10 protein-coding genes are annotated in these 12896 nt (G+C 68.6%); all 10 read left to right on the forward strand.

Translation table 11 applies throughout. From position 1 onward, the window contains the following. Positions 1 to 17 precede the first annotated feature (17 nt). The 10 genes from KCI33_RS04300 to KCI33_RS04345 all read left to right on the forward strand — a co-directional run bounded on the left by KCI33_RS04300 (position 18) and on the right by KCI33_RS04345 (position 12889). Positions 18 to 1421: an amidase gene (locus KCI33_RS04300; protein ID WP_212523522.1), complete on the forward strand. Its 1404-nt coding sequence runs from the start codon at positions 18 to 20 to the stop codon at positions 1419 to 1421. After that, on the forward strand, positions 1418 to 3511 hold the full coding sequence (locus KCI33_RS04305) for a hydantoinase/oxoprolinase family protein (protein ID WP_212523523.1): 2094 nt from the start codon (positions 1418 to 1420) through the stop codon (positions 3509 to 3511). Before KCI33_RS04300 ends, KCI33_RS04305 begins: the two co-directional genes overlap by 4 nt. 11 nt (positions 3512 to 3522) lie before the next feature. Further along, positions 3523 to 5292: a hydantoinase B/oxoprolinase family protein gene (locus KCI33_RS04310; RefSeq protein WP_212523524.1), complete on the forward strand. Its 1770-nt coding sequence runs from the start codon at positions 3523 to 3525 to the stop codon at positions 5290 to 5292. A gap of 163 nt (positions 5293 to 5455) precedes the next feature. Beyond that, positions 5456 to 6604, forward strand: a complete 1149-nt coding sequence (locus KCI33_RS04315) for a transporter substrate-binding domain-containing protein (RefSeq protein ID WP_212523525.1) — start codon at positions 5456 to 5458, stop codon at positions 6602 to 6604. Beyond that, positions 6601 to 7227, forward strand: coding sequence for an ANTAR domain-containing protein (locus tag KCI33_RS04320; RefSeq protein ID WP_249138906.1), 627 nt, complete (start codon positions 6601 to 6603; stop codon positions 7225 to 7227). The genes KCI33_RS04315 and KCI33_RS04320 overlap by 4 nt, the downstream gene beginning before the upstream one ends. A 184-nt stretch (positions 7228 to 7411) precedes the next feature. Beyond that, a complete protein-coding gene (locus tag KCI33_RS04325; protein ID WP_212523527.1) occupies positions 7412 to 8257 on the forward strand; it encodes a nitrilase family protein in 846 nt (281 codons plus the stop codon). Between the two features lie 65 nt (positions 8258 to 8322). Next, positions 8323 to 9474, forward strand: a complete 1152-nt coding sequence (locus KCI33_RS04330; RefSeq protein WP_212523528.1) for a substrate-binding protein — start codon at positions 8323 to 8325, stop codon at positions 9472 to 9474. An 83-nt stretch (positions 9475 to 9557) separates the two neighbouring features. Next, on the forward strand, positions 9558 to 10391 hold the full coding sequence (locus KCI33_RS04335; protein ID WP_212523529.1) for a branched-chain amino acid ABC transporter permease: 834 nt from the start codon (positions 9558 to 9560) through the stop codon (positions 10389 to 10391). Continuing rightward, positions 10384 to 12177: an ATP-binding cassette domain-containing protein gene (locus KCI33_RS04340; RefSeq protein WP_349252176.1), complete on the forward strand. Its 1794-nt coding sequence runs from the start codon at positions 10384 to 10386 to the stop codon at positions 12175 to 12177. Before KCI33_RS04335 ends, KCI33_RS04340 begins: the two co-directional genes overlap by 8 nt. Next, positions 12170 to 12889 carry an ABC transporter ATP-binding protein gene (locus tag KCI33_RS04345; RefSeq protein ID WP_212523530.1) on the forward strand — a complete coding sequence of 240 codons (720 nt, stop codon included), beginning with the start codon at positions 12170 to 12172 and terminating at the stop codon, positions 12887 to 12889. Before KCI33_RS04340 ends, KCI33_RS04345 begins: the two co-directional genes overlap by 8 nt. The last annotated feature ends 7 nt before the right edge of the window (positions 12890 to 12896 follow it).

Consider the following 12896-nt stretch of genomic DNA (forward strand, 5'->3'; position numbering starts at 1 on the left):
GGAAAAAGGACCCAGACATGGCTGATCTCGAAGCCCTCAGCGGCCGCTCGGCGGCCACGATCGCCCGCGCGCTCGCGGCGGGCGAGGCCAGCCCGGTCGCGCTGGCCGAACTGCTGCTCGACCGGATCGCGGCGCAGAGCTCGCCGGTGTTCCTGGCGGTGACGCGGGAGCGCGCGCTGGCCGAGGCCCGCGCGGCGCAGGCGCGGCTGACGGCGGGCCGGGCGCTGTCGCCGCTCGACGGGGTGCCGATCGCCTGGAAGGACCTGATCGACGTTGCGGGCACGCGCACCACCGCCGCCTCCGATATCTACCGCGACGCCGAGCCCGCCCGCGCCGATGCCCCCATCGTGGCCAATGCGGCGGCCGCCGGGATGGTGAGCCTGGGCAAGCTGAACCTGACCGAATTCGCCTATTCCGGCCTTGGGCTGAACCCGCATTACGGCACGCCGGTCAACCCGAACGACCCGGCCACGCCGCGCGCGCCGGGGGGCTCGTCCTCGGGCTCGGGCGTGGCGGTGGCGTCGGGGCTGGCGCCGGTAGCGATCGGCACAGACACGGGCGGTTCGGTCCGCATCCCGTCGGCCTTCAACGGGGTGGTGGGCTACAAATCGTCGGAGGGGCGGATCTCCACCGCGGGCGTCTTCGCGCTGTCGCGGACCCATGACACCATCGGGCCGCTGGCGCGCTCGGTCGAGGATTGCGTGCTGAGCGAGATGGTGCTGCGCGGCGCGGCCACCAGCGCGGTGCGCCGCCGCCCCGCCGAGGGGCTGCGGATATTCGTGCCCGAAACCGTGGTTCTCGACGATCTCGACCCGGCGGTGGCGGCCAATTTCGAGGCAAGCCTGCGCCGGCTGGAGGCCGCCGGCGCGCGCATCGAACGCGGCCCGCTGCCACCCTTCGCCGAGGCGCTGCGGCTGGCCGGTGAGATCGGCACCATCACCGCCGCCGAGGCCTATGTCGAGCACCGCGCGCTGGTCGACGGCCCCGAGGCCGCGCGCATCGACCGCCGCGTGGTGGCGCGGATCATGGGCGGCAAACGGATGCCGGCCTCCGGCCTGATCACCCTGCACCGGGCGCGCGCGGCCGGCATGGCGGAACTGGCGGGGCGGCTGGACGGCGCGCTGCTGGCAATGCCCACCACGCCGCACACCGCCCCCGAGATCGCGCCGCTGGAGGCCGACGACGAGCTGTTCCACCGCGTCAACCTCAAGACGCTGCGCAACACGCTGATCGGCAATTTCCTGAACCTGCCCGGCCTCGCGATCCCCAACGGGCGCGATGCGGACGGGCTGCCCACCAGCTTCCTGCTGGCCGCGACCGGCGGCGAGGACGACCGGCTGCTCGGCGCGGGGCTCGGCGTGGAACACATCATTCGTGGCGAGGACGCGACAGAGAAGGACTGTGAAAGGATGACCAAATGATCAGAGTAGGCGTGGATGTCGGTGGAACCTTCACCGACATCGTTCTGGAGCGCACCCGGCAGGCGGGCGAGGACGACCAGCGGATCGTCGTGACCAAGGTGCCCTCGACCCCCTCGGACCAGTCCGAGGGGGTGGTGAACGGCGTGCTGCAGGTCTGCCGCCTGGCGGGCGTGGAACCGGGCGACATCGACGTGCTGTTCCACGGCACCACCGTCGCCACCAACATGGTGATCGAGCGCAACGGCGCCGAGGTCGGCATGCTGACGACCCGCGGCTTCCGCGACATCCTGCACATGGCCCGGCACAAGCGGCCGCACAATTTCTCGCTGCAATTCGACGTGCCGTGGCAGTCGAAGCCGCTGGTCAAGCGCCGCAACCGCCTGCCGATCACCGAGCGCCTGTCGCCGCCCACCGGCGCGGTCGAGGTGCCGCTGGACGAGGACGAGGTTCGCGCCGCCGCCGAGCTGTTCAAGAAGCGCGGGCTGGACGCGGTGATCATCGGCTTCCTGTTCTCCTTCCTCAACGACGCGCATGAGAAACGCGCCGCCGAGATCGTCCGCGAGGTGATGCCGGACGCCTTCGTCTGCGCCTCCTCGGACGTGGTCAACGTGATCCGGGAATACGAGCGCTTCAGCTCGACCGCGATGAACGCCTATGTCGGGCCCAAGACCGCGCTCTACCTGCGCCGCCTGGAAAGCCGGCTGAAGGAGAACGGCATCGGCGCCACGGTGCGGATCATGCAGTCGAACGGCGGCATCTCGACCATCGACCAGTCGGCGGCGCGGCCCATCGGCCTGCTGCTTTCCGGCCCGGCCGGGGGCGTGATCGGCGGCCGCTGGACCGGCCATCACTGCGACAGCGCCAATATCATCACCATCGACATCGGCGGCACCTCGGCCGACATCTCGGTGATCCAGAACGGCGAACTGCGGATCAAGAACCCGCGCGACACGCTGGTCGCCGACCTGCCGGTGCTGGCGCCGATGATCGACATCGACGCGATCGGCGCCGGCGGCGGCTCGATCGCCTATGTGGACGAGGGCGGCGCCTTCCGCGTCGGGCCGCGCTCGGCCGGCGCGGTGCCGGGCCCGGCCTGCTATGGCCGCGGCGGCACCGAGCCCACCGTGACCGACGCGCAGGTGGTGCTCGGGCGGCTCGATCCCGAGCGTTTCCTCGGCGGCGACCTGTCGATCGACAAGTCCCTCGCCGAGAAGGCGATCCGCGAGCATATCGCCGAGCCGCTGGGCCTGAGCGTCACCGGGGCGGCGCTGGGCATCCTCAAGATCATCAACAACAACATGGCGCTGGCGATCAACGCCAACTCGGTGGCCAAGGGGATCGACCCGCGCGGCTTCTCGCTGATGGGCTTCGGCGGGGCGGGGCCCCTGCATGTCGTGGCGCTGGCCGAGATGGTCCGGGCCAAGGACGTGATCTCGCCGCTGCAGCCGGGGATCACGGCGGCGATGGGCCTGCTGGTGACGGACCTGAAATACGAATACACCCGCTCGGTTCTCAAGACGCTGGACGATGCCGACGACGCGGCGCTGGCGCAGATCAACGCCATCGCCGACGACCTGATCGCCGAGGCCAACGCCCAGCTCGAGGCCGACGGCATCCCGCCCGCGGCACGCCGGTTCCAGAAGGTCATGGAATGCCGCTATCTCGGGCAGGGGTTCGAACTGCGCGCCGAGATGCCGGACGCGGCCCTGACCCAGGAGAACAAGCACGCGGTGATCGACTCGTTCTTCGACGTGCACAAGGAAGCCTACGGTCACGCCTTCCGCGACCAGATCACCGAGGGCGTGACCCTGCGGGTGATCGCCTCGGCCGAGGTCGACCAGCTGCGGCTGCCCGGCCTCGACCACGGCGGGCGCCACAACCCCGAGGAGGCGCATCTCTACGACGCGGACACCATCTTCGACGACGGCCACGCGACGCCGACGCCGCGCTACGACCGCACCAGGCTGCTCGCCGAGGACCGGATCACGGGGCCGGCGATCATCACCCAGCACAACTCCACCACGATCGTGCCGCCGGGCTTCGCCGCGACGGTGCTCGGCCACGGCGACATCCGCATCGAACGGACCTGAGGGAGAGAGACATGACCAAAGAACTTGATCCGATCACCCTGCAGGTCGTGGGCGGCGCCCTGCATTCCATCGCCGAGCAGATGGGCAACGTGCTGTATCGCATGAGCTATTCGTCGATCATCCGGGAAAGCCAGGATCTCGGCGCCGGGCTGTTCGATACCGAATACAACACGCTGTGCGAATCCGACTCGACGCCGATGCATATCGGCTCGCTGCCGGGTTACCTGCGCGGCATCGCCCAGAGCATCCCGCTGGACGCCTGGAAGCCCGGCGACTGCGTGTTGCACAATCACCCCTACAAGGGCTGCTCGCATTCGCCCGACATCGCGGTGGTGATGCCGGTCTTCTTCGAGGGCGCGCTGGTGGGCTTCTCGGCCAACACAGCGCACCATGTCGATATCGGCGCGGCCACCCCGGGCCTGATCATCGACGTGCCCGACATGTGGGCGGAGGGCATGATCCTCGACGCGGTGAAGCTCTATGATGAGGGCGTGCGCAACGAGGCGATGTGGAAATACATCCGCGACAACACCCGCGTGCCGGGGCTGGTGATGGGAGATCTGGAGGCCCAGATCGCCTCGGCCGAGCTGGGCGTGCGCCGCTTCGAGGAGCTGATGGCGAAATACGGCAAGCAGACCGTTCTTCAGGCCACCCGGCAGCTCATGGACTATACCGAGCGCCGGATGCGCGCCGAGATCGAGAAGATCCCCGATGGCGAGTATTTCGCCGAAGGCTTCCTCGACGACGACGGGCGCAACCGCGACAAGACGCTGCCGATCAAGGTCTGCGTCCGGGTCAAGGGCGACAGCGTGGAGGTGGACCTGACGGGATCATCGCCGCAGGTGCCCACCGCCTTCAACGTGCCCTTCGACGGCTCGACCAAGGTGGCGGCCTTCTTCGTGTTCCGGGCGCTGCTGCTGGACACCTACACCTCCTCCGACGACATCCCGGCGAACGAGGGCTCGTTCCGGCCGATCAGCGTGATCGCGCCCAAGGGCAGCATCTTCAACCCGATCGCCCCGGCGGCGGCCGAGGCGCGGTTCTGCCAGATCCAGCGCATGGCGGATCTGGTGATCAAGGCGCTTGCGCCGGTGCTGCCCGACCGCTGCACCGCCGGCAACGCCGCGACGCTGTCCTTCGCCGCCTATTCGGGGGTGAAGCCCGACGGCGACTACTGGGTGTTCCTCGAGGTGAACGAGGCCGCGATGGGGGCCCGCGCCACCTCGGACGGGCCGGACACGGTGGAGGAGCTGATGCGCAACACGCGCAACAACCCGCTGGAGGATCTGGGCATGCACCTGCCGCTGATCTGCGATCGCTACGAGGTGCGCGACGACGTGCCTCCGGGGGCGGGCAAGTTCCGCGGCGGCGCGGGCGTGGTGAAATCGCAGCGCTACCTGACGCCGGGCTTCATGACCCATGAGGCCGACCGCCATCTCGACGCGCCTTGGGGCGTGTTCGGCGGCAAGGAGGGCGCCGTGGGCAAGCTGGAGATCCACAACATCCATACCGGCGAGACCCGGCAGGAATACGCCAAGTTCTCGGGCCTGCGCACCGAGATCGGCGATGTGGTCAGCTATTTCTCGCCCTCGGGTGGCGGCTATGGCGACCCGCTGGACCGCGATCCGGCCAAGGTGCTGGACGACGTTCTGGACGGCTTCATCCGCCCCGAGCACGCGCGCGACGACTACGGCGTGGCGCTGGTCGAGGTGGACGACGGCTATGGCTGGGCGGTCGATGCCGCCGCGACGCAGAAGCTGCGCGGCGAGATGCGCGCCTGACGCCATCGCGCCGGGGCGAAGGGGGCGGCGTCCCCTTCGCCCCGGCGCGCCCGACCGCGCGCACCCCGCGGGCGCCGGTCAATCCGGTTGCTGCGCCCGGTGCCGGCTCCTAAGATCGCCGGCGGCGGATCAAGGCAGGAGAGACCGACGTGAGATTTGCGAAATGAGCCCGGCCCCCCGGGATGGCTGGCGGGTCGGCCTGCTGTTTTCACGCAGCGGCACCACCGAGGTCACCGAGACCGAGCATTTCAACGGCTCGTTGCTGGCCATCGAGGAGATCAACGCCGCGGGCGGCGTGCTCGGGCGCCCGATCGTCCCGGTCAGCCGCGATCCGGGATCGGACAGCGATACCTATCGCGCGCTGGCCCGGGGCATGCTGTCGGAGGACGAGATCGACATCATCTTCGGCTGTTCGATGTCGGGCAGCCGCAAGACCGTGCTGCCCATCGTCGAGCGCCACAACGGGCTGCTGTTCTACCCCTCGATGTACGAGGGGTTCGAATATTGCGAGAACCTCGCCTACACCGGCGCGACGCTGAACCAGACCTGCCTGCCGCTGGCCGACTACCTGCTGCAGACCTATGGCAGCCGGATCGCCTTCGTCGGGTCCGACTACATCTATCCGCGCGAATCCAATCGCGTGATGCGCGACCTGATCGAGGCCAAGGGCGGCGAGATCGTGGCCGAGCATTACCTGCCGCTTGGCGCCGGCGCCGCCGAGGAGGTGGCGGTGATCCGCGAGATCGACAGGATTCGCCCCGACGCGGTGTTCTCCACCCTCGTCGGCACCTCGGCGCAGGCGTTCTATACGCTCTACGATGCCGCCGGCATCGACCGCGCCGCCTGTCCCATCGCCAGCCTGACCATGGCCGAGGGCGAGATCGCCCGGATCGGCCCCGAGAAATGCACCGGCCACATCCTCGCGGCGAGCTATTTCCAGACGCTCGGCTCGGAGGTGAACCGCAGATTCGTGGCCGCCTACAAGGCGCGCTTCGGCGCGGGCGCGACCACCAGCGTCTGGTCCGAGCCTGCCTACAACCAGGTCCATCTCTTCGCCCGCGCGCTGGAGCGCGCCGGCGGGCTGGACACCCGGCGCATCGCGCGCGAGGTGCTGGGCGAGGAGTTCGAGGCGCCCGGCGGGCTGATCCGCGTCGATGCCGACACCCGCCATACCTGGCTGACGCCGCGGATCGGGGTGGCGCGGGGCGACGGCCTCTTCGACATCGTCTGGGAGGGGGCGGGGCCGGTGCGCCCGGACCCCTACCTGGCCACCACGCGGTTCGAGGAACCGTCGCTGCGGGAATGGGCATGAAGGGACAGGCGCGCCGGATACTCGACGACCTGCGCCGCGCGCGGGTCCTGGTCATCCATCCCCGCGACGAGGACGGCAAGGTGCTGACCGACCAGCTGCGCCGGCTGGGCTGCGAGGTCACGGCGGTCTGGCCGCTGCCCGCCGTCCTGCCCGAAGGCACCGATACCGTGTTCATCGCGGTCGAGGACGTGCCGGCCGACCAGGCCGCGCAGGTGTTCGAGGGGCAGGACCCCGCGATCATCGCCGTGGTCACCTACGAAAGTCCGACCTCGCTCAAGGCGATCTACGACCTCAACGCGCATGGCGTGATGAGCAAGCCGCTGCGCCCGCTGGGAATTCTCACCCAGTTCACCCTGGCGCGCTATCGCCACGGCTACGAGGCGCGGCTTGCGGGCAAGGTTCGCAAGCTGGAGGAAACGCTGAAGGGCCGGCGGGTGGTGGATCGGGCGATCCGCCTGCTGATTGACGAACAGGGATTGAGCGAGGACGCCGCCTATCGCCTTCTGCGCGAGCAGGCGACCTCGGAGCGGATCACCATGGCCGCGATCGCCGAGGATCTGATCTCGGCGCATGAGACAATGCGGCGCCTCGGCCTCGGCACCCGACTCAAGGGTGATGAATAAAACGGCCAAAAAATGTGGCAATTGCCAAAATATTGTGATTGAACCAACTCGCCCTGCATGACAGCATCCGGGGCAACGAGCAGGACTGCTCCGCGGCAAGGTTGCCGCCTTACATCCCGGCTATGCAGCCCCCGATCTGCGGTGATCAACCGCGGCGGGGGCTTTTTGCGTTTTGGAGACCGACGTGACCCCTGAGACCGAAGACAAACCGACCGTGACCATTGCCTGCATCCAGTTCGAGCCGATCATCGGCCAGGTGGAGGCCAATCTCGCCGCCATCGAGGAGCGCGTGCGCCGGGCCCATGCCCGCGGCGCGCGGCTGATCGTGCTGCCGGAACTGGCCGACAGCGGTTACGTCTTCGACAGCAGCGAGGAACTGGCGGCGCTTGCCCAGCCGATTCCCGGCGGGCGCAGCGCCGAGCATCTGTGCGCGCTGGCGCGCGAACTGGACATCTACATCGTCTCCGGCCTCGCCGAGGCGGCTGAGGGCAGGTTCTACAACTCCGCCATCTTCTGCGGCCCCGAGGGCCATATCGGCACCTACCGCAAGCTGCACCTGTGGGGCCGCGAGAACCTGTTCTTCGAAAAGGGCGATCTGGGCCTGCCGGTCTTCGACACGCCGCTGGGGCGGATCGGCATCGCGATCTGCTATGACGGCTGGTTCCCCGAGACCTTCCGCCAGCTGGCGATGAAGGGCGCGGAGGTGATCTGCGTGCCCACCAACTGGGTGCCGATGCCCGACCAGGACCCGAAGGCCGAGGCGATGTCGAACATCCTGCACAAGGCGGCGGCGCATTCCAACGGGCTGTTCATCGCCTGCGCCGACCGGGTGGGCATCGAGCGCGGCCAGCCCTTCATCGGCCAGAGCCTGATCATCGACGCCACCGGCTGGCCGCTGGCCGGCCCCGCCGACCGCGAGCAGGAGGAAATCCTCTATGCCACGATCCGGCCCTCCGACGTGGCAACGAAGCGGAAGCTCAACGAATTCAACGACATCTTCGGCGACAGGCGCAGCGACGTCTACGGCTGAAGACGGCAGGCGGCAGGCACGCATCCTTCACCAACCAACTGAAAGTCAAACAGGGGACATAAACCATGAAAATGCCAACACTTTTCGCAACCGTGGCCAGCGTCATGCTGGCGGGCAGCGCCTATGCGGCGGGCGACGGCCCGATCCGCATCGGCGTGCCGGTGGGCCTGTCGGGCGCCAACAGCGTGGTCGCACCTTCGGTGGTGCAATCGGCCGAACTGGCGGTCGAGGAGATCAACGCCGCCGGCGGCGTGCTGGGCCGCCCGCTGGAGCTGGTCATCGCCGATGACGCCTCGGGCGCCGCGGGCGCGCAGAAGGCCTTCGACTCGCTGGTGTTCCAGAAAGAGGTCGATGTGCTGATCTCGATGGAGACCAGCGCGGCGCGCAACGCCGGCCTGCCGATCGTGTCGCGCGGCCAGGTGCCCTATATCTATACCTCCTTCTACGAGGGCCGGTCGTGCAACCCGTTCCTCTATGTCAACGCCTGGGTGCCGGAACAGCAGGTGCCGCCGATCGTTGACTACATGAAGGGGCAGGGCGCCTCGAAATACTTCCTGATCGGCAGCGATTACGCCTTCGGCCGCGGCATGCTGGAGTTCGCCCGCAGCTATGTCGAAAGCACCGGCGGCGAGGTCGTGGGCGAGGAATACCTGCCCATGGACGGCACCGACTGGACCGCGATCATCTCCAAGCTGAAGGCGTCGGGCGCCGAGGCGCTGATCACCTCGACCGCCGGCGGCGCGCCCAACGTGACGCTGACCAAGCAGCTGCGCGGCGCGGGCGTCGACCTGCCCTATGCCAACCTCGCCGTGGACGAAGGCACCGCCAAGAGCATGGGCGCGGATGCCGCCGGCATCCTGATCTCGGCCTCCTATGTCACCGGCATCGACAGCGCCGAGAACGCCGCCTTCCTGAAGGCGATGGAGGCCAAGTTCGGCGCCGATCTGCGCACCCCCAACGACCTCTCGGTGCCGCAGTACGAGGCCGTCTATCTCTACAAGGCCGCGGTTGAGAAGGCCGGCACCACCGACGCCAAGCCCGTGCTCGACGCGCTGGACGAGGTGTCCTTCACCGGCCCGCGCGGCACCATCCAGATGAGCAAGCAGCACCATGCGCCGCTGACCATGTATCTGGGCCAGGTGCAGCCGGACGGTTCGGTCACCGTGGTCGAGAGCTTCAAGGATGTCGATCCGGGCGAGCAGTGCCCGAAACTGTGATCTGACGACAGCGGCCGGGGGGCGGCACGCCCCCCGGCCGGCATCAACGTATTCTGCCCAGGCAAACCGGAGACAGCGACCCGATGACACTCCTTCTGGATATCGTGACCACGGCGGCGATCCTGTTCATCGTCTCGGCCGGGCTACTGGCCATTTTCGGCGTGCTGAAGATCGTCAATTTCGCGCATGGCGCGTGGCTGACGGTCGGCGCCTATTGCGCCGTGGTGGCCGGCGGACTGGGGCTGAACCCCTGGCTGGCGCTGCCCCTGGCCTTCGCCGCCGGGGCGGTGCTGGGCGGCGTGACCGAGCGGCTGATCGTGCGCCCGCTCTACGCCCGGCCGCTGGACGCGATCCTGGCGACCTGGGGCCTGGGCATCGTCATCGGCCAGCTTGTGACGCTGTGGTTCGGCCGCGACGTGCAATTCACCGAAAGCCTGCTGCCCGGCACCATCCATGTGCTCGGCACCACCTATTCGCTTTACCGCATCTTCGCGCTGGGCGCCGCGGTGGTCATCGGGCTGGGCTTCGCCTTCTTGCTCGAGGGCACGCGGCTGGGCCTGTCGGCGCGCGCCATCATCATGAACGAGGCGCTCGCCCGCGCGCTGGGGCTCGACACCGCGCGCATCCGTCTTGTCACCTTCATGATCGGCACCGGGCTGACCGCGCTGGCGGGGGTGCTGCTGACGCCGCTGACCAGCGTCGACCCCACCATGGGCGTGGCCTGGCTGATCGGCTCGTTCATGCTGGTGATGGTGGCGGGGTCGTCCTTCGGGGCGCTGGCGGTGGCCTGCCTGCTGTTCGGCGGCGCGCAGGTGCTGGTCTCCACCTTCATCAGTCCGATCCTCGGGGGGATCACCGTCGCCGTGCTGTGCGCGCTGGTCCTCCGCATCAGTTCGAAAGGCTTTGCCCGTGTCTGACACCGTGACCGCACCCATCCCCTCTGCCGCGGGGCGGCGGCGGCCGCTGATCCTGGCGATCCTCGCCGGCGTGGCGCTGGCGCTGGTCCTGCTGGGGCCGCTGTTCCTTGACCGTTTCAGCATGAACGTGCTGACCCGCTCGATGATCTACGCGATCCTGGCGATCACCGTGGATCTGCTGTGGGGCTTCACCGGCATCCTGACCTTCGGGCAGGCGGCGTTCTTCGGCATCGGCGCCTATGCCTCGGCGATGCTGCTGACCCATATCGGCAGCTCGCCCGCGCTGCTGGGTCTGGCGCTGGTGCTGGCCATCGTCGTGCCGGTGCTGCTGGGCGTCGCGGTGGGCTGGCTGTCCTTCTACTACGGCTCGACCCCGATCTACGCCACGGTGATCTCGCTGGTCTTTCCGATCGTGGTCACGCAGCTGGTCTATTCCGGCGGCACGCTGACCGGATCGAGCAGCGGCCTGGTGGGCTATTTCGGGCTGCCTTTCGGGCTGGAGGGGTTCTTCCGCCTGTCGGGGATATGCCTGGTGGCGGTCGCGGTGGCGGCGCTGGTCTTCGTGCGCTCGGACGCCGGGCGGCTGCTGACGGCGATCCGCGACAACGAGACCCGCTGCGCCTATCTCGGCCTCAACACCCAGCGCATCAAGATCGCGCTGACCGCCACGCTGGCGGGCGTCGCGGGGCTGGCCGGGTTCCTATACGCCAACGCCTCGGGGGTGGTGGCGCCCGAGAACACCGGCTTCGTCTTTGGCACCGAGCTGGTGGTCTGGACGGCGCTGGGCGGGCGCGGCACCGTGCTGGGCCCCGTTCTGGGCACCATCGGCATCGATTATCTCAGCGCCAACCTGTCGGGCGAGCTGCCCTTCCTGTGGCAGCTGATCGTGGGCGCGCTGTTCGTGGTGATGATCATCTTCCTGCCCAACGGCCTGGCGGCGCTGGTGACGCGCTTCACCCGGCGCGGCCGCAGCGAGGTCGTGGCGGGCGGCGGCCCCACCCTGGTGCCGGAGAAGCCGCTGCACCACATGAAGACCGCCAGCGGCCCGCTGCTGAGCATCGAGAGGCTGGAGAAATCCTACGGCAGCCAGAAGGTTCTGGAGGACATCACCCTAGACGTGGCGCCGGGCGAGCTGGTCAGCCTGGTCGGCCCCAACGGGGCGGGCAAGACCACGATGATGCGCTGCCTGACCGACGGCAAGGAACGCTCGGGCGGCACCGTTCGGATTGCCGGGCAGGACATCGCGGGCATGATCCCCAACCAGATCGTGGCGCTGGGCGTGGGGCGCAAGTTCCAGGTGGCCAGCGTGTTCGAAAGCATGACCGTTGCCGACTGCCTGCGCATGTCGCGCGCCGCGCTGGAGGCGCCGAGCTTCGTCACTGCCTCGGACGCGCTGGGCCTGCCGCCCGCCGCGATCGAGATCCTGCGCCTGACCGGGCTCGACAAACTGCTGGCGACAGAGGTCTCGCTGCTGTCGCATGGCCAGAAACAAAGCCTGGAACTGGCGATGGTGGTGTCGCTGGAGCCGCGGCTGATCCTGCTCGACGAGCCCACCGCCGGCCTGACCAAGACCGAGCGCACCACCATCGGCGCGATCCTGAAAAAGCTGACCTCCGAGCTGGGCTTCGCCGCGATCCTGGTCGAGCACGACCTCGATTTCGTCTGCGACATCTCCAGCCGGATCGTGGTGCTGCACCAGGGGCGGCTGGTGCTGGACGGCTCGGTTCAGGAGGTGGTGAATTCGGACATCGTGAAGACGATCTATTCGGGGGGCGAGCATGTTTGACAGCAGCGCAGCTGAGGCAAAGCTGGAGCTTGACGGCGTGACCAGCGGCTACGGCCCGGTCGCCATCGTCCGGGACCTGTCGCTGTCGATCCGCCGCGGCGAGATCTTCGCGCTGATGGGCAAGAACGGCATGGGCAAGACGACCCTGCTGAAGACGATCCTCGGCCTCGTGGCGGCGCGCGGCGGCGATATCCGCATGGACGGCGCGTCGATCGTCGGCGCCTCGCCCAAGGCGCTGGTCAGCTCCGGGGTCGGCTACGCCCCGCAGGAGCAGCCGCTGTTCCAGGATCTCAGCATCCGCGACAACCTGCGGCTCGCCGTTCACTCCGACCGTGAGCTGGGCGCGGCCTTGGAGCGTGTCTTCGGCCATTTCCCCTTTTTGCGGGACCGGCTGGCGCAGAAGGCGGGCACGCTGTCGGGCGGCGAGCAGAAGATGCTGATCATGGCGCGGGCGCTGATGCTGGGGCCCGATCTGCTGCTGATCGACGAGATCTCCGAGGGGTTGCAGCCCACGGTGATCGCCCGCATCGCCGACGCGCTGCGCGCCGAGCGCGAGGCCAATGGCACCACCATCCTGCTGGTCGAGCAGAACCTCAACTTCGCCCTCGACGTGGCCGACCGCTGGGCGGTGCTGAAGCTGGGCGAGATCGACGATTCCGGCGAGGTGGGCGCGGGCAGCCGCGAGCGGGTTCTGGAACATCTGAAGATCTGACGCATCC

Source organism: Actibacterium sp. MT2.3-13A (assembly GCF_018139985.1).
Taxonomy (GTDB): Bacteria; Pseudomonadota; Alphaproteobacteria; order Rhodobacterales; family Rhodobacteraceae; genus JAGSOU01.

Bases quoted from the DNA above. Each gene is read 5' to 3' on its own strand.
- KCI33_RS04300 (WP_212523522.1), top strand. From the start codon at position 18: ATGGCTGATCTCGAAGCCCTCAGCGGCCGCTCGGCGGCCACGATCGCC.
- KCI33_RS04305 (WP_212523523.1), top strand. From the start codon at position 1,418: ATGATCAGAGTAGGCGTGGATGTCGGTGGAACCTTCACCGACATCGTT.
- KCI33_RS04310 (WP_212523524.1), top strand. From the start codon at position 3,523: ATGACCAAAGAACTTGATCCGATCACCCTGCAGGTCGTGGGCGGCGCC.
- KCI33_RS04315 (WP_212523525.1), top strand. From the start codon at position 5,456: ATGAGCCCGGCCCCCCGGGATGGCTGGCGGGTCGGCCTGCTGTTTTCA.
- KCI33_RS04320 (WP_249138906.1), top strand. From the start codon at position 6,601: ATGAAGGGACAGGCGCGCCGGATACTCGACGACCTGCGCCGCGCGCGG.
- KCI33_RS04330 (WP_212523528.1), top strand. From the start codon at position 8,323: ATGAAAATGCCAACACTTTTCGCAACCGTGGCCAGCGTCATGCTGGCG.
- KCI33_RS04335 (WP_212523529.1), top strand. From the start codon at position 9,558: ATGACACTCCTTCTGGATATCGTGACCACGGCGGCGATCCTGTTCATC.
- KCI33_RS04345 (WP_212523530.1), top strand. From the start codon at position 12,170: ATGTTTGACAGCAGCGCAGCTGAGGCAAAGCTGGAGCTTGACGGCGTG.